The 17,086-nt window shown below is 52.2% G+C and carries 9 protein-coding genes; 5 read left to right on the forward strand and 4 right to left on the reverse strand.

Annotated features, from left to right (window positions below):
* Nucleotides 1-85 precede the first annotated feature (85 nt).
* The 5 genes from CRP01_RS27220 (at nt 86) to CRP01_RS27245 (ending at nt 6,382) form a co-directional block, all read left to right on the forward strand.
* Complete coding sequence (locus CRP01_RS27220; RefSeq protein ID WP_099153291.1) at nt 86-1,246, forward strand: mandelate racemase/muconate lactonizing enzyme family protein; 1,161 nt, start codon at nt 86-88, stop codon at nt 1,244-1,246.
* A 152-nt stretch (nt 1,247-1,398) separates the two neighbouring features.
* Entirely contained in the window at nt 1,399-1,893 is a 495-nt protein-coding gene (locus tag CRP01_RS27225) for a VOC family protein (protein WP_099153218.1), read from the forward strand.
* Between the two features lie 135 nt (nt 1,894-2,028).
* A complete protein-coding gene (locus CRP01_RS27230) occupies nt 2,029-2,979 on the forward strand; it encodes a 2-hydroxyacid dehydrogenase (protein ID WP_099153219.1) in 951 nt (316 codons plus the stop codon).
* Nucleotides 2,976-4,124, forward strand: a complete 1,149-nt coding sequence (locus CRP01_RS27235; protein ID WP_099153220.1) for a ThuA domain-containing protein — start codon at nt 2,976-2,978, stop codon at nt 4,122-4,124. The genes CRP01_RS27230 and CRP01_RS27235 overlap by 4 nt, the downstream gene beginning before the upstream one ends.
* Nucleotides 4,125-5,116: 992 nt before the next feature.
* Complete coding sequence (locus CRP01_RS27245) at nt 5,117-6,382, forward strand: sensor histidine kinase (RefSeq protein ID WP_099153222.1); 1,266 nt, start codon at nt 5,117-5,119, stop codon at nt 6,380-6,382.
* A 1,038-nt stretch (nt 6,383-7,420) separates the two neighbouring features.
* Here the strand turns inward: CRP01_RS27245 and CRP01_RS27250 are convergent.
* The 4 genes from CRP01_RS27250 to CRP01_RS27265 form a co-directional block, all read right to left on the reverse strand.
* On the reverse strand, nt 7,421-10,420 hold the full coding sequence (locus CRP01_RS27250) for a SusC/RagA family TonB-linked outer membrane protein (protein WP_099153223.1): 3,000 nt from the start codon (nt 10,418-10,420) through the stop codon (nt 7,421-7,423).
* A 657-nt stretch (nt 10,421-11,077) separates the two neighbouring features.
* Nucleotides 11,078-11,911: a hypothetical protein gene (locus CRP01_RS27255; RefSeq protein ID WP_099153224.1), complete on the reverse strand. Its 834-nt coding sequence runs from the start codon at nt 11,909-11,911 to the stop codon at nt 11,078-11,080.
* Between the two features lie 89 nt (nt 11,912-12,000).
* A complete protein-coding gene (locus CRP01_RS27260) occupies nt 12,001-13,416 on the reverse strand; it encodes a RagB/SusD family nutrient uptake outer membrane protein (protein WP_099153225.1) in 1,416 nt (471 codons plus the stop codon).
* A gap of 336 nt (nt 13,417-13,752) precedes the next feature.
* Entirely contained in the window at nt 13,753-16,746 is a 2,994-nt protein-coding gene (locus CRP01_RS27265; protein ID WP_099153226.1) for a SusC/RagA family TonB-linked outer membrane protein, read from the reverse strand.
* Nucleotides 16,747-17,086: the final 340 nt, after the last annotated feature.

Consider the following 17,086-nt stretch of genomic DNA (forward strand, 5'->3'; position numbering starts at 1 on the left):
GTTTCCTTTAAATCAATTCTATTCTATGGCATTAACAGCAAGCCAGGAAATATCCGGCCGGGAGCCGGATCTACAAGAAAAAAATATGAGAATAGCCAAAGTAGAAGCTTTTTGGCTGAGGTGTCCAATCCCGGAAGCGAAGCAGCACCGTTCGGATTACGGATTGCTTACGGCTTTCGATATGACCCTGGTCGTGATCACCACGGAAAGTGGATTGCAGGGCTTTGGAGAAGCGAAGGCAGCGGTAGGTTCCTCGGGCGTTTGTGCTTCCATCGTAAGCTGCGTGGAAAATGAACTGGCACCGATACTGATCGGCCAGGACGCCAGGAATATCAACGAGCTGTGGGAACGTATGTACAACGGCGTTCGCGACCACTACGCCATAAAGAGGGGTAGAGTGTTCCCCATCCTGGGTAACCGGGGGCTGACCGTTTCCGCCATGAGCGGTGTGGATATGGCCCTTTGGGATATCCTGGGCAAATCGCTAAACGTGCCGGTGGTACAATTGCTGGGCGGAGCCATCCGCGACCGTATGGAGGCTTACGCCAGTGGCGGCTGGGCCGGAGCGGATGCGATCGGCGAACAGCTGCTGGGGTATACCGCCAAAGGCTTTAAGGCGATCAAAATGCGCGTAGGCGTGATGGACGAAACCGTCGATTACAGTATCGAACGGGTGAAAGCCGCCCGGGAAGCACTGGGGCCGGATATTAAGATCATGGCCGATGCCCACGGTACTTTTTCCGTACCGGAAGCCAAGCGTTTCTGCCGGGGAGTAGAGGACTGTAATCTCTACTGGATGGAAGAACCCATCTCGCCCGACAATAAGAAAGGAACGGCCGAAGTACGGGCAATGACCACCATCCCGATCGCAGCCGGTGAAAGTGAATTTACCCGTTTCAATATCCGCGAACTGATCGAGTTGAGCGCGGTGGACGTCATCCAGCCGGATTCGGCCATCATGGGCGGGATCACGGAAAGCTGGCGGGTAGCGGCGCTGGCGGCTGCCTACCAACTGGAACTGGCACCGCACTGCTGGGGCTCGGCCCTGTCCTTCATGGCCGGTGTGAATATCGCCTTCGCCAGTCCTTCGGCGGTAGTCATCGAATTCTCCTCCGGAGGTAATCCGATGATGTACGACCTGGTCGAGGAGCAAATCCAGGCGGTGGACGGACAGATCCTGGCCCCGACGGATCCCGGTCTGGGGATGACCGTAAACTGGGATTTTGTTAAGGAGTACAAGCAATAGTTAAGTCATTAGTCGTAAGTTTGGAATCACCGGATCTTCGGACCGGACTTCAAAGTACGATCACTAATACCCTTCAACAGCAATGCCTGGCCGGATCAGATCGCATCGCCAATTAGGTGATCTTCTGGCCAGGCATCTAAAATCAACGTATCATGCCAAAACTAACCAAGATCAATCATGTCACCCTGGTGGTAGATCAGTTGGAAGCTGCCGCTGAGTTCTACGAAAAAGAAATGGGCCTGGAAGTCATTGCTGCCTTTGTCTTTGACTATCCAACGGCATTCTTCAAGATCAATGAGGAAGAACAGCTTCATCTTACGGAGTGGGAAGATGCCCAATCCTTCCGGGGGCACATCTGCCTGATGGTCGACGATTTCAATCCTTTCTTCTGGCGGGTGAAAGAGCTGGGCATTATCGATATCAAGCCCTGGGGTAAAGTGCGGCAATTGCCGGACGGCGCCATGCAGCTATTTATCCGCGATCCGTCGAATAACCTGCTGGAGATTTCTTCTCCTCCCGGTTATGAAGTTGATCCGGCTATCTTTGAAGACGAGCTCTACCAGGAAGGCCTGTATGTTTCCGGCCGTAACGATTTCCGTGGTTACAAAAGCGAAAACGCCACGCTCTACCACGGTAAGGCCAATTAAAGAACAGGTGGTAAGCTGCCTGCGCGGGAGGACGGCGGCATAGTTTGAGCAGAATAGTAGCCCGGAAGTCTTTAGCAGATATCCTGTCGGGCTTTGCTCGCGCGCCCGCCTCCCAAATCATAGAAGCATCCATTCATGAAGAAGAACGTATTATTACTGGAATCGGTCAGCGATCACGCCGATCTGCTGCTGAATAAGCATTTGAACGTACTGGTCGCAGAAACGCCGACTTCCGGCATACCTCTGGCCGAAGCGAATCCTGTCCACGCGATCGTAACGCGCGGTAAAGGCGATGTGAGTGAGGCTCTGATCGCCGCCTGTCCGAAGCTGGAAGTGATCTCGCGTTGCGGAGTAGGCCTGGATAATGTCAATGTGGATGCCGCCACCCGGAAGGGGATCAAAGTGGTGAACGCGCCGGGGATCAACGCCGATACCGTGGCGGAGCACGCCCTGACCCTCATGCTGGCGCTGCAGCGACAGTTATTCTCCACCGTCCACGCCGTCAAGGCCAATAACTGGGATATCCGGAAAACCTACGACGGGGACGAGATCCGGGGAAAGACCCTGGGTATACTCGGACTGGGCAATATCGGTAAAAAGGTAGCCCGGCTGGCCTCGGCTTTCGGGATGTCCGTGGTGTACTGGGATGCCCATAAGCAGGAAGGGGTAGACTATCATTTTCTGCCGCTGGAAGAATTGTTATACCAGTCGGATATCATGAGCCTGCACCTGCCTCTGGTGCCGGGCACCCACCAGCTGATCGACGAAAAAGCTTTCGGCCGGATGCGGCCCAATGCCATTTTGATCAATACTTCCCGCGGCGAGGTGATCGACCAGCAGGCACTGATCAAAGCGCTGGATCGTAAACTGATCGCCGGTTTCGGAGCGGACGTGCTGGCGGTAGAGCCACCGGCCACCGATGATCCCCTGCTGCAAATGGACAATGTCCTGATCACACCGCATTCCGCCAGCCTCACCGCCCGTACCTACAACGAGATGTGTGTGCTCACCGTACAGAACACGATTGACCTGCTGGATGGAAAAGCCATTAACCAAAAGTACATTTTCAACCATAAAGAATTATGAGACCAAACCAACTTCAAACCTGGATTGCCCTGGCCGTATTATTAATACTGGCGGCCTGCGGCAGTTCCAGTGATGTCGATCAGGGAGAAGAAGTCGTAAGCCAGGATGACGGTCCTGTACTGTGGATCAATTACGCCGCCGAGAAACCGGTAGATCCACCGAAAAAGATCGTGCTGGTCAGCGGTGATGAGGAATACCGCTCGGAAGAAGCGCTGCCCCAACTGGCGAAGATCCTTTCGACGGAACACGGCTTCGACTGCACCGTACTGTTCGCGCAGGATACCGCCGAACCGGGAGTCGTCGATCCGAACTTTACCGGGAATATCCCCGGACTGGAAGCTTTGGATGGTGCCGACCTGATGGTGCTATTCACCCGCTTCCGCAACCTGCCGGCGGATCAGATGATGCATTTCGAAGAATATCTGAAGGCGGGAAAACCGGTGATCGGTATTCGTACCTCCACCCATGCCTTTAATTATAAGGATACGACCCACCAGTATTACCACTGGGGGAATTATTACAAAGAAGAAGGTTCGCCCTGGAACGGTGGTTTCGGCCGGCTCGTTCTGGGAGAACGCTGGCATACGCACCACGGACACCACAAGCACCAGAGTACCCGCGGCCTCATCGCCGACGGCGCTGCCGGTCATCCGATCACCAGCGGACTGGAAAGCGGCGACATCTGGGGCCCTACCGATGTGTACGGTGTGCGTTTGCCCCTGCCGGGAGACGCCCAGCCGATCATCATGGGACAGGTAGTGGACCGGGACGGCGAGTTCAATGATCAGGATGCTTTCTACGGGCTGCGTTCAACGGATATGAAAATCGCGAACAACAATCCGGCCGCCAAGGAACCCTATAATCCCAACGATCCGATGATGCCGATCGCCTGGACCAAATCCTATCAGTTGCCGGGCGGACAGCAGGGCATGGCCTTTACTTCCACGATCGGCTCTTCTACGGATCTGACCAACGAAGGTGTCCGCAGACTACTGGTAAACGCCAGTTACTATCTGATGGGACTGGAAGTACCCGCATCGGCCAAAGTGGATCTCGTAGGGGATTACGAACCTTCCGCCTACAACTTCCACAAGGATGAGTACTGGGATGCCAAAAAGATGAAGATCGAAGATCTGGTGGAATAAGAGCCTATCCAGCAACCATCCTTTGGTCTTAAAATAACCAGATTTGGGTTCTCACTAAGTCATTTTCGACATCAAAAACGGCTTATGGATAGGCTCTAAGTATCGGGGCCCGGAGATCATTCCGAATTTTCTGGCATATTCGGAAGAATCAAAAGGTTTATATCAGGAGCCTTAATACCAAATAATTGCGGGTTACGGGTAAGCGAGTTGGCCAAACCGCTCGCAACAAAAGCCAAAGCATTGACTGGTAGCAATCATTCGCTGGTAGAGCTCGACTTTAGCATTTTGACATTGGGTTCAATCAATAATGAAGAAAAAGGTACATTCTTGGCAATCTATGGCCAGGGCTACGCCCTTCGCTGCAAAATAAAATATTTCCGCAGCTACGCCGCTGAGGATTATAAGAGCATCGCCCTGAAATATTTATAGGGCTGTGGTTCGAATCAGATCGGTGAAGGGCGTAGCCCTGGAGATATCCGACTTTTTCGGATGCTACTCCCCAGGTTCGAAGGCGCACCTGGGCTCCAATGTATTTTCATACATCCGCTATAAACCCGGATGTGCATAAATTAAATAATGACTTTACTGAGCATTTGATAGCTCTCATTTATAGAACTGCTTAAAATGCTAAAGTCGAGTAGAGATCATGTGAAAATCGGGATAATTCCTGCCAATCCAGGGCGAAAAGTCCCGGAGGGACGTGATAGAGGTAGCCCGTTCGATAGTTCGATAGGTTCAGCGTGCTGTAGGTACGCCATGTGAAACCATATTACATATCTACGGCACGCTAATCCGGGAAAGGATCATTTCACTCCCTATATTTTAGGCCTAAAGGTACCTTCGCTCAAAATTTACTCCTGATTCGTATAATTCCGGTTTTCTCATTCCCCATTTTCCCGCAAATAATCTGTCCGGCCGACACAATCAAAAGCCTTAAAATTCTGTTATATTAGTGTTTTGGCCGACATTTACCGGCCTGCACTAATTAGTCTATGAATATTTACGGTCAAAAGTCGGGCTGGCGTATCTACTTAGCGATCTTCGGGTTGATCATTGTAGCTGTGTCGCTATATTTTTCCAATCACCTGGCGAAAGAACTACGCGTATCCGAGCGGCAGCAGGCGGAAAACGTAGCCAGTGCTTATCTGGCCATTTCCGATGTGGACGATGAGGAAGCCCAGTATGTCGACTTCACTTTCTTTTCCAATGTACTCAATACGAATAAGACCATTCCGTTGATCATCACCGATGAACGGGACAATATATTCTGGACGAAAAACTTCGGAGAGGCGATCGATATGGAGACCTATATGCACAGTACTGAAGGTACCGAGCTCCGGGAATCCACCGAAAAGTACCTGCGGGAAGAGATGCAGAAACTGCGCGAATCCGGTTTCACGCCCATTAATGCCTCCGGCAACTACATCTGGTACAAAGAATCGAAAGTACTTACCCAACTTGAATATTTCCCACTGGTCCAGTTTTTACTGATCGCTGCCTTCGTTTTCTTCGGCTATCTGGGCATCAATGCCGCCCGCCGGAGTGAGCAAAACCGCGTCTGGGTTGGTATGGCCAAAGAGACGGCCCACCAGTTGGGGACGCCCATATCCGCGATCATCGCCTGGATGGAGCACCTAAAAATAATCCGGGAGAACGACCGGGAAGTGCTGGGCGTCGTGGATGAGCTGGGGAAAGATATCCGCCGCCTCGAACTGGTGGCCGAGCGTTTCTCCAAGATCGGTTCCGAGCCGAAACTGGAGCCGATCAATGTATTCAAAGAACTGGACGGTTGCCGCTCCTATATGGAAGTTCGCGCGCCGCGTAAGGTCAGTTTCCATTTCCCGGATGCCAATGCGGAGGCTTTATTCGTTGATATTAACCCGCCGCTGTTCGACTGGGTCGTGGAGAACCTGCTCCGGAACGCCCTGGATGCAATGGAAGGCAAAGGTAAGATCGGCGCCGAGATCTATCAGGAAGGCGATCAGGTGTGTATCGATCTTTGGGATACGGGTAAGGGTATTCCTTCCAATAAATTTAAAACGGTATTCCAGCCGGGATTCACCACCAAGAAACGGGGCTGGGGGCTCGGATTGTCACTGGCCAAACGGATCATTGAAGAATACCACCGCGGTAAGATCTTCGTGAAAAAATCCGCTCCGGGTGAAGGTACGACCTTTACGATCCGCCTGCCCAAAAGCAAAAATATTCCCACCAGTAAGCAAAATGTACAGGGGCCGCGCGCCGCTATCGTATCTTAAATAAGCCATTACAAGCTCAAGCTCCTTAAAAACATGACTCATGCGAATCAGGAGTTTATAGGTAGCCCGTCCAATAATTTGGGAGGTTCAGCGTGCCGTAGGTACACAATATGGTTTTACATGGCGTACCTCCGGCACGCTAAGCCGGGAAATGGTCATTTTGCTACCTACATTTTGTGCCTAAAAGCACATTGATTCCAAGTTTAACCCCTGATTGGCATGAATCAACCCGAATTTTTAAAAGGCAGTGTATGATCTCAGAGAGGTAGGGTTGTACAATATGCCACACTAATCATGCGGTATTTTTTAAATTTCTCCGTACTTTTTTATGCCAAAAAAGAGTACCCAAAAGGCCGGGCAAAATTATCTTTCCCACGAAGCAAGCACCCCCACCCACCATTTTGCCAGCTTCCCAACCCGCACCACGACATCTGATTGCACTAAGTTGAACGAAAAGTATTTATAAAAAATGCACGCAATTTCTACCCCTCAGATTGTACTACCTCAGAGAGGTCGAATATTCGTAGAATTTAGCCTGGATAAGCGTTTTCCGACCTCAGGGAGGTCGCACATTTACCACATCGCTCCCTGTTGTGCGCCCTCCCCTGAGGTAGAAACCCGCATTTCGACTATTTTTCTCCTAAAAAAACAGGCTTATCCAACCGTATCGGTCCGATAAACCTGTGACTTTCATTCCAAATTCGATATCCAAAAATTTCGTACGGCTTCGGTGCTCAGGGCTAAAACCCCGGTAAGCAGGCAGGTTGAGAGCCGCAGGGATCTTTAGCAAAGATCCGGATGTTGCGGCTCCGAACGACCTGATGCCTTTGCAGTGAGATAACGGGGTTTAGCCTCTGATCCCTCGCATCATTCCTGAGAGACTGTTTGAAAACCTCTCACTGGGTTACAAAACGCGGCTTTTGCCGCCACTTTGCACCTATTTTTAACTCCGTAGCTGGGCTATGCAGTGAAAAATAGCTTTCAATTGACGCCAAAATCCGGGTTTTTCTCCGGCAGCAGAAGTTTGCAAACAGTCTCTTAGAATACTACATTTGCACCCAATGTCCACCCCATGGTTTGGGGATAATTAAAGAAGGAGATCTCTCCCGGAATGACGTAGGTATTTTCCACCGAACCGACGCCCACTTCCGGATCTCCGGTATAGTGCGGAGCAAAAGTGAGCAGATTTGTACCCTGCACGAACAGGCGGATCTGCTGGAAATGGAGATTCTCCACCAGCCGGGCCGGAAGGGAATATCCGAGATTGACGTTGCGCAGCCGGATATAATCCGCCTTTTGCAGGAACCGATCGGATACATCCACATTGTTGTTGATGCTCGGCCGGGGCAATACGTTAACGTCTCCCGGTGCTTTCCAGTAATCGAGCGCCCGGACGTCGTGCTGACTCCTGCCGCGTGCACCGTCACTGAGTACGGCGTTTTCGTTGAAATTATAGGTATAGTGCCCCGCTGCATAGTAGAAATTGACGGTCAGATCAAACCCTTTCACATTGATATTGGTACCGAAAGAACCGAAGTACTTCGGCTGGGGAGCCTTCCCGTCCAGCGCTACAGCGTCATCCGCGCTGTACACGTTGGTCACGTTACCCTCCGCGTCCAGATAGAGCGCATCTCCGTTGATGGGATCCACTCCGGCGTAGCGGTTCAGGTAAAAATTATTCACGGGCAGCCCTTCCCGGAGCAGGGTAATGCCACTATTCACATCGATGATGTCTTCCCCACCGTTCTTGAGGTTGATGATCTCATTTTTATTCGTGGTGAAGTTGGCGAACAGGGCAACATTGAAATCCTGCGAGCGGATCACTTCACCCACTACTTCCACCTCCAGACCGGAATTCAGCATTTCACCGATATTGGCCAGGCGGCTGGTCCAGCCGGTAGTGCGGGATAGCGGTTCCGGGAACAGCAGATCGGAGGTCCGGCGATTGTAGTAATCAATGCTACCGGAAAGCCGGTTGTTGAAAACCCCAAAATCGATACCCACGCTGTAGTTGAAATTCTCCTCCCATTTGAGGGTTTGGTTCGAGAGTTGATTCGGACGCGAAGCCGTCAGGTCATTATAGCTGATGAAGTCATAATTCCCCTGCCAGTAGAGATTGTTGATCCCGGGTTCGTTACCGGAAGTACCGGCGGAAAGCCGCAGTTTCAACTGGTCGAAACCGGCATCGGCGAAGAAATCCTCGCTCGCGACATTCCAGGCCACACTACCGGCATAGAACACCCCAAACTTATTTTGCGAACCAAAGCGGGAACTACCGTCCCGGCGCAGGCTGAAGGAAGCCAGATAGCGGCTGGCAAAATTATAGCGGACTTCTCCAAACTGCGACCACAGTGCCCATTGGTTGCGGGCCGTATTACCGCCGGTGATCTCCGCCGCATTATCCTGGGTGCTAAAATTAGCCGATGGGAAACCTTTGCCGTTGATCTGGTAGGATTGCAGATCGCGCTCGTAGTATTCCGTACCGATCAGCGCATTGAACTGGTGCTGGCCGCCCAGCGTGAAATCGTAGGACAGGGTATTGAACCAGTTGTAGAGGAAGCGGTCCGAACCGTTGTCGGTCTTGATGCCCGGAGCGTTCGGGTCGCCGATGTAGCCGTCCAGAATGGAGCCCGGTTTGATATAGGCTTCCCGCCGGTATATCTGGTAGTTGCCGCCCACCTGGGATTTGAAGGTCAGTTTGGGCAGGATGCTCGCCTGCACGTACACACTGCCGATGGCATTGGCCTGCTTTTTATTCTCGGGATTGTTCAGGAGCGCTTCCGTGATGCTGAATCCCTGCTGGGTGCGGTTGTAGACCGGATTCCCGTTTTCGTCCAGCACGGTGTTCCCGTTTTCATCCAGTACGAATTCCGGCTCGTAGGGGTTGTACGTATAGATGGCTACAAAGGGATTTTGTACGTTGTAGACATCCCGTAGCTCGTTGTCGTCGGTCCGGCTAAGTGAGAAGGTATTACCCACTTTCAGCCAGTCGGTCACATCAAAATCCATATTGAAACGCCCGGTCAGTCGTTCGAAGCTCGAACCCACGGTAATGCCCCGCTCACTGTAGGTGCCGAGCGAGAAGTGGTAGTTCGCGCGATCACTACCGCCGGAAATAGACAGATCGTGGGTACGCACCAGGCCCTTCCGGGTCAGCACATCTTCCCAGTCCGTTTCCAGAAAACCCAGATCATCGCGAATGGCCTGGGCTTCTTCCTCCGTCCGGATCCCCAGCGCTAATTCGTAATCGAGCTTCTGATTGCCGTTCATCAGCGTCATTCCATCGTCGGTCTGTTGTTTTTCCCCGTACTGGAAATTGTATGTGATCTGTGGTTTGCGATCCCGCCGTCCTTTTTTGGTGGAGATCAGGATCACGCCGTTGGAAGCCCGGGAACCGTAGATGGCCGTTGATGCAGCATCCTTCAGCACAGTTACTTTACTCACGTCGTTCGGGTTCAGAGCGTTGTAATCCGCCTGGGTGACCTGGACCCCGTCGATGATGAACAGGGGTTCGTTGGAGGCATTTACCGATCCGACTCCCCGGATGCGAATAAATGCGGCTCCCCCGGGGCGTCCGTTCTGACCGACGACCTGCAAACCGGTGGAAGTACCCTGCAGCAAATTATCGATCCCGCCGATCGGCTGAGCCGTCAGTTGATCTCCTTCCACCACCGATACGGAGGAGGTGAGGTCGGAACGCTTGACGGAATTGTAACCAACTACCAGCACCTCGGATAGTTGCGCGATATCGGCGCTGAGGTTGATATCGACCACACTGGAGGCACCGATCTCCACTTCCTGTGGAGCGTAGCCGGTGTAGGAAAATTCCAGGATCTCCCGGCCGGCCGGGACGATAATGTTGTATTGACCATTCAGGTCGGATACGGTACCTACAGTGGTGCCCTGCACGAGCACGGTGGCTCCGATGAGCGCTTCACCGGTTTCCTGATCGTAAATGGTTCCGGAAATATTGCGTTGGGCAAGCGCGGTACCCATAGCGGTACCCACTAGCAGAAAGACCAGCAAAAGTCTTTTCATAATGATAACAGTTTAGGTGATAGAAATGGTAAAGGGTAGCGGGTATTGGGTAGTGAGATACCCGGTGCGACCGGAAGACAAAGGATGCTGTCTCCGATGCAGGTGATCTCCATACTCAATACGCAAAACCCGATACGGGAAATTCAACAGTCTTGCGAATTGCTTTGCCGCTAGTGAGAGGTGATTGTTGTTGCTGCCGGTATCATCGGTGAAGCACCGGACCGGCTATTTTGTCGAACTAATGAATGGAGCTTTTTTGAGAATTTTCTGGTATAATCCTATCGTTCAGAAATACGATACTGCTGCTTTTTTGGGCTTCACCTACACAGAACCTATACAGTTGAGTAGGGAAGCGATAGGTGTTATTTTATAAAATAAATATTTGTAAAAAATTGATAATCAAAATTATAAAAAATTAAAAAGATTCAATTTAATACGAGCTAGGTATTTACCCGATCTCTGCTTTAGAATTCCTCTTCTGTCAGATGACTGACAAAGGAAGCGTTGGAACTGCCCGAAACACCGGCCGGTGTCCCGGACAGTTCCGGGAGCGTGCAAAAAGTGCGTCCTGCTGAATGCGTAAATGTGCACCTGGATATAGATGGATCCGTCACATCAATGTCCGCATCGGCCTTCTCACACCGCTCCCGGTGATACTTACTGTTGTAAGGTCAGGCTTACCGTTCCGGTGTCCGAATAGCCGTTGCTCCAGGTATAGGTGATGGCTCCGGAGCATTTTTCGTAGGTGCCCGAGCCGGATACGCTGGTACCGAATGGCTCACTACCGCTGATGGTGACTACACTTCCGTCTACGGTAAGGGTGACCGGCAGGGGCAGATCCGCCGTTACCCCGTAAACATCGTACCATTCCAGATAGAGACCGGCACTGAAATCGCTGACTTCGTAGGTGCCGTCGCCGTTGTCGGTGATCGTGACCACGGAAGCGTGATTGGCCACCTCGTCCGGGCAGCATCCGTCCGTAGACTGGCCGGTCGTCAGGGACACATAGGTGCCACCGACCGGTATCCGGGTACATTCGTTCTTAATAGTCAGCAGGTAAGTGGAATTATTACCATCCGGTCCGGGGAAGCCCGCAACTCCGTTCTGCGGATTGGTCAGCGTGATCTCCAACACGGCGTCACTTGCACTCGGTTGGTTGTAGACCGGCTGAATGCGGATCACATCCTGGTAACCGCTGCCGGCATCAAACGAAAGGGTATTGCTACTGTTGAGGATCTCGTAGTCCGTGCCGGCTGCTCCGCCGGAGATCTCAAATTCTACACTGCCGCTGGAACCGTCCGTAGTGGAATAACGCACGGGGATCTCGATCGGCATGGGATCATCCTCAAAAATAGCCGTACCGGAAGAGGTAAAGCGGTAGAAGTTGTCTCCGGTGTAGGGCGTTATATCGTATTTGGTTTCCTCACAGGCGGAAAACCCGACAAGCAGGGCTACCAACAGGAGGAAAGAAATGCTATTCTTTAAAGTCATTGTGATTTCTTTTAATGCTTTTAGAGGTTAAGAATGGAGATGCCGGGTAGCAGGTAACCTGATCTGCCCCCCGACATCTCCGGAGCTTTTTAGTAACCCGGATTTTGTTGCATATTCGGGTTGGCGTTCAGTTCCGCCTGCGGGATCGGAAGCTGGAAACGTGGATCGTCGGCCGGAAGTAATAAGGCATCCGCCGGCAGGGTTACTCCGGTACCGTCGGCCAGATCTCCGAAGTTGGAACGGTCTACGGGCAGTCCCTGGCGTTTCAGGTCAAAGAAACGGTGGCCTTCGAAAGCCAGTTCCAGTCTTCTTTCCAGCTGGATGGCATCTTTCAGCGCCTGACCGGTCTCATTACCGGAGGTGAAATCCGTATACCGCTGGCTGCGTACTACATCCAGATCGGCGAGTGCTTCCGCGTCCATACCCTTCTCGGCGTAGGCTTCCGCGCGATTGAGGTAAACCTCGGCCCACCGCAGTACCTTGGTATCAACCACGTTCAGTGATCCGGTTTCCCGGCCGAAGTACTTGGCGATGTGGTTGAACAGTTTGTCCGCAAAGGGCGTAGTGGAGAAATAGGTGGTAGTCCGGATGTCATTTTCCTGATACAACTGGAAGAAATCGTAAGCGGCCACGTATTCCGAGCGCACGCCGGTAGTACCGGTCTGGCTGTATTCCACCCCGATGGAGGTACCGTCGGCTTCGGTATGGCGGATCTTAAAGGCCACACCTTCGTCGGTCGCATCCGTCCAGATGCCGGGGAAGAGGTCAATACTGCCGACACTCGGATCGCTTCTCAATGCTGCAGATGCGGCGTTGATCGTACCGTCGTAATCCTGGATATACAGATATACCCGGGACAAGAGTCCGTTCACAGCATCCGCACCCAGGCGACCGTCTCCGTTGTTGTCGGCAATAAGGTCTTTAGCCCGTTGAAAATCGGCCAGGATATTGTCGTAGGTTTCCTGTACGGTCGGACGTTCCGGTACCAGCGTTACATCGGTGGAGGTTACGTAGGGAATACCCATGTCCGAAGCACCGTCCTGGGGGAATTTGGCGTAAACCCGGGCCATGTCGAAGTGCGACAGGGCGCGTAGTGCCAGCGCTTCTCCTTCAATATTGTTCCGGAAATCGCCTTCGTCCAGATTTTCCAGGTTTTCGAGGATGGCATTGGCCCGGTAGATCGTACGGTAGGCCTGATCCCAGAGCAGTCCCCAGGTATTGTTCCCGGAATAGTTCCAGTAGTGGATCGATTGCTTGCTGGTCCGGCCTTCCGAACTGATGATCAGGTTGTCCGCCAGAATATCCGGAGTACTGATGTACCAGCCGCCGTAGTAGCTACCGCCCCGCATGGAGCTGTATACCCCCCGGACGGCGTTAGTGAAATCCGATGGGGTCTGGAGGGCCACCTCGGTCTCCAGGGCGTTGAACGGTTTCAGATCCAGATTCTGATCACAACTGACCAGAAAAGAACTCACTATTAATAAAGCCAGAATTATTCTTTTCATGCTTTTGTTTTTTAGTTAAATGAAGTAGTGGCACCGGGTTACGGACATAAGACCGGCCGTTGCCGGAGAGCGATCGCGTCCGGAAGCGGGATTCGGTCTGTAATACCGACTCGTGTTTCACTACTGTTGATCTGGGCGGCGGTACCGGATGGTCAGCAGTTGGGTATGTTGCCGGGAAGCCCTTGCGAGAGCGCTTTGGTACCCGTTTCATACTTTGGTGCTGCCGGGTCCGCCGACCCGAAAAATTTATATGCAAAGCAAGACTGTTCAATGATCGGGTAGCAGTGCGACATCCGGGCCGAAACCGGCGGACTCTGCTACCGTTGCAGTGGTCCCTTAAAAGACCACGTTTACGCCGAACGTCCAACCCATAGTCTGGGGATAGGAGTACAGCGTAGCCTCACCCAATAGGGTTAGGTTGGATTCTTCCGAACCACGGCCTACCTCGGGATCACCCCGGAAATAGGGGTTATACGTCCACAGGTTGGTTGCCTGCAGGAATACCCGCAGGTTCTGTACATAGAATTTCTGCGTCAGTGTACTGGGCAGCGTATAGCCAACCGAAACATTCCGCAGGCGGATGTAGTCGGTTTTCTGCAGATAGCGGGTCGTGGTATTGGTATTATTATTCCGGCTTGGTTTCGGCAATACACCGGTATCGCCGGGTTGTTTCCAGTAATTGAGCGCGGCTACATCCTGATTGTCATTGAAATTGGCACCGTCGCTGATGTTGTCGCGCAGCATGTAATTCAGACTGTAAGCACCGTAGGAATAGTAGAAGGATGCGCTCACGTCGATACCGTAGACGTTCAGGTTGGTCCCTACCGTACCGAAGAGTTTTGGCTGGGGCGACTTGCCTTCCAGCGCTACAGCATCATCCGCACTGTAAACATTGGTCACGTTACCGTCCTTATCGAAATACAGCTCGTCTCCGTTGGCGGGGTCCACACCGGCGTACCGCACCAGATAGAAGGTGTTGGCGGTCAGTCCTTCGCGCAGCAGGGTGAGGCCGCTGTTGCCGTTGATGATATCTTCACCGCCGTTGTTGAGGCTGGTGATCTCGTTCTTATTGGTGGTCAGGTTGCCGAACAGGGAAACGGAAAAGTTATTGCTCCGTACCACATCGGCCACCAGTTCTACTTCGATACCGGAGTTCAGCATCTCACCGATATTGGCCAGGCGACTCGCCCATCCCGTGGTGCGGGACAGCGGCTCGGGGAAAAGCAGATCGTAGGTTTTCCGATTGTAATAATCCACGCTACCCGAGATGCGGTTGTTGAGAATACCGAAGTCGATCCCGGCGCTGTAGTTGAAGTTCTCTTCCCACTTGATCGTTGCGTTGGACAACTGATTCGGGATAGAGGTGGTGCGATCCGTGTAGCTGCCGAAACCGTAGGTTCCCTGCCAGTACAGGCCGGTCGGTTCGTTACCGGACGTACCGGCGGACAGGCGCAGTTTCAGCTGGTCGAACAGGCTGGAATTGGACATGAAGTTCTCACTGCCAATGTTCCAGGCTATACTACCGGCGTAGAAGAAACCGAATTGATTTTCAGAACCGAAGCGGGAGCTACCGTCCCGGCGCAGACTGAAAGTGGCCAGGTAACGGCTGTCGTAATTATAGCGCACTTCACCGAACTGCGACCAGAGCGACCATTGCGTCCGGGTGGTATTTCCACCGGTGATCTCCGCCGCATTATCCTGGGTAAAGAACTGCGCGGAGGGGAAACCTTTGCCGTCTACCCGGTAAGAATCGAAATTCTGCTTGTAGTATTCCGTACCGATCATGGTATTGAACTGGTGTACACCGCCCAGGTTAAAGTCGTAGGAGAGCGTGTTGAACCAGTTGAAAATGAAGCGATCCGAGCCGTTGTCGGTCTTGATACCCGGTGCATTCGGGTCTCCGACGTAACCGTCGAGGATCGATCCCGGCTGGATGTAGTACTGACGGCGGAAGATGCGGTAGTTACCACCGGCCTGGGTTTTGAAACGTAGTTTATCCGTAATGCTGGCTTCGGCGTAGAGGTTGCCGATGGCGTTGGTCCGGGTAGCTTCTTCCGGGTTATTGCGCTGGGCCTCGGAAATACTGAAACCTTCGTGGGTGGTATTGTAAACCGGTTCGCCGTTCTCATCCAGACGCAGCGTACCGTCGTCTTCGTAGACAAATTCCGGCTCGTAGGCATTGTAGGCATAGACGGCTACAAAGGGGTTTTGGACATTGTAGCGGTCGCGGAGCTCGTCCTCTTCGGTCCGGCTCAGGGAGATGGTGTTACCCACTTTTAGCCAGTCCGTTACATCGAAATCCATATTGAAGCGGCCGTTCAGGCGGCTGAAGTCGGAGCCGATGGAAATCCCCTGCTCATCATAGGAGCCCAGAGAGAAGTGATAATTGGCATTTTCGCCACCTCCGGAAATGGACAGGTTATGCGAGCGGACCTCACCGGTGCGCAGCAGCACGTCTTCCCAGTTGGTTTCTTTGAAACTGCGCTGCTGGCGCAGAGCATCGGCGGCTTCGGCCGTTCTGGCTCCCAGTGCCACTTCGTAATCCAGCTTCTGATCGTAATCCATCATGGTGAAGCCGTCGTCCGTACGTTCTTTCTGACCGTACTGGAAGGTATAATTGATCGTGGGTTTGCGATCTCTGCGCCCCTTCTTGGTGGTGATCAGCACCACACCATTTGATGCTCGGGAACCGTAGATCGCCGTGGCAGCGGCATCTTTCAGGACGGATACTTCTTTAATGTCGTTAGGGTTGATGGCGTTGTAGTCATCCTGGGTGATCTGGATACCGTCTACAATGAAGAGGGGAGCGTTGGAAGCATTGACGGAACCCTGACCGCGGATGCGGATATAGGCCGATCCGCCGGGGCGTCCGTTTTCGGCAACTACCTGCAGACCAGGTGATTGCCCCTGGAGGAGGTTGTCGATGCTACCGATGGGCTGGGCCTGCAGCTTATCTCCGCTAACGGTAGTAACCGAGGAAGTCAGGTCCGATTTCTTTACGGAGTTGTAGCCGACAACAATTACTTCGGAAAGCTGAGCGATATCTGTACTCATGGTTACATCCACAACGTTTGAGCTGCCGATCGCAACATCCTGGGTGGCATATCCGGTGTAGGAAAATTCCAGGGTGTTACTGCCGTCCGGCACCCGGATGGAATAATTGCCGTCAATGTCGGTGACGGTACCGGTGGTGGTACCTTTTACTAAAACAGTTGCACCGATAAGAGACTCTCCGGATTCGTCAATGACTTTCCCGGATATAGTTCTCTGAGCTAATGTCAGGCTCACGGCCGATGACACCAGCAGTAGGACTAGTGCGAGTTTTTTCATAAGAAATAACAGTTTAGTGATATAATTATATGCTTCTTAATTGCTGAACTAGTGTTGAAAAGAATGGAGAAGAGTGATTATTTTTCGGCCTGTTCTCGCCATTAAAGATCGGATTTCGGTACCTTCCTGCTGCGTAAATTCGCTAAACCTACCCAAGAACTACTCATTTGTGTAGGGTTTGAATAGTATTGTATATGTTTTTATTTATTTCTTAAATAATTGAAAAATAGTTTATTGAATATTTAAAATTATTTATATTATAACATTGTATAGTTTTATTTGATGTGTAAGTGAGTAAGTGTTCCTTTGTCAGATGGCTGACAATGGACCGGGCCGCATT

The sequence above is a fragment of the Flavilitoribacter nigricans DSM 23189 = NBRC 102662 genome, assembly GCF_002646595.1.
Taxonomy (GTDB): domain Bacteria; phylum Bacteroidota; class Bacteroidia; order Chitinophagales; family Saprospiraceae; genus Flavilitoribacter; species Flavilitoribacter nigricans.

Coding starts and splice junctions, on each gene's coding strand:
- CRP01_RS27245 (WP_099153222.1), top strand. CDS start 5,117: ATGAATATTTACGGTCAAAAGTCGGGCTGGCGTATCTACTTAGCGATC.
- CRP01_RS27260 (WP_099153225.1), bottom strand. CDS start 13,416: ATGAAAAGAATAATTCTGGCTTTATTAATAGTGAGTTCTTTTCTGGTC.
- CRP01_RS27255 (WP_099153224.1), bottom strand. CDS start 11,911: ATGACTTTAAAGAATAGCATTTCTTTCCTCCTGTTGGTAGCCCTGCTT.
- CRP01_RS27225 (WP_099153218.1), top strand. CDS start 1,399: ATGCCAAAACTAACCAAGATCAATCATGTCACCCTGGTGGTAGATCAG.
- CRP01_RS27220 (WP_099153291.1), top strand. CDS start 86: ATGAGAATAGCCAAAGTAGAAGCTTTTTGGCTGAGGTGTCCAATCCCG.
- CRP01_RS27230 (WP_099153219.1), top strand. CDS start 2,029: ATGAAGAAGAACGTATTATTACTGGAATCGGTCAGCGATCACGCCGAT.
- CRP01_RS27265 (WP_099153226.1), bottom strand. CDS start 16,746: ATGAAAAAACTCGCACTAGTCCTACTGCTGGTGTCATCGGCCGTGAGC.
- CRP01_RS27250 (WP_099153223.1), bottom strand. CDS start 10,420: ATGAAAAGACTTTTGCTGGTCTTTCTGCTAGTGGGTACCGCTATGGGT.
- CRP01_RS27235 (WP_099153220.1), top strand. CDS start 2,976: ATGAGACCAAACCAACTTCAAACCTGGATTGCCCTGGCCGTATTATTA.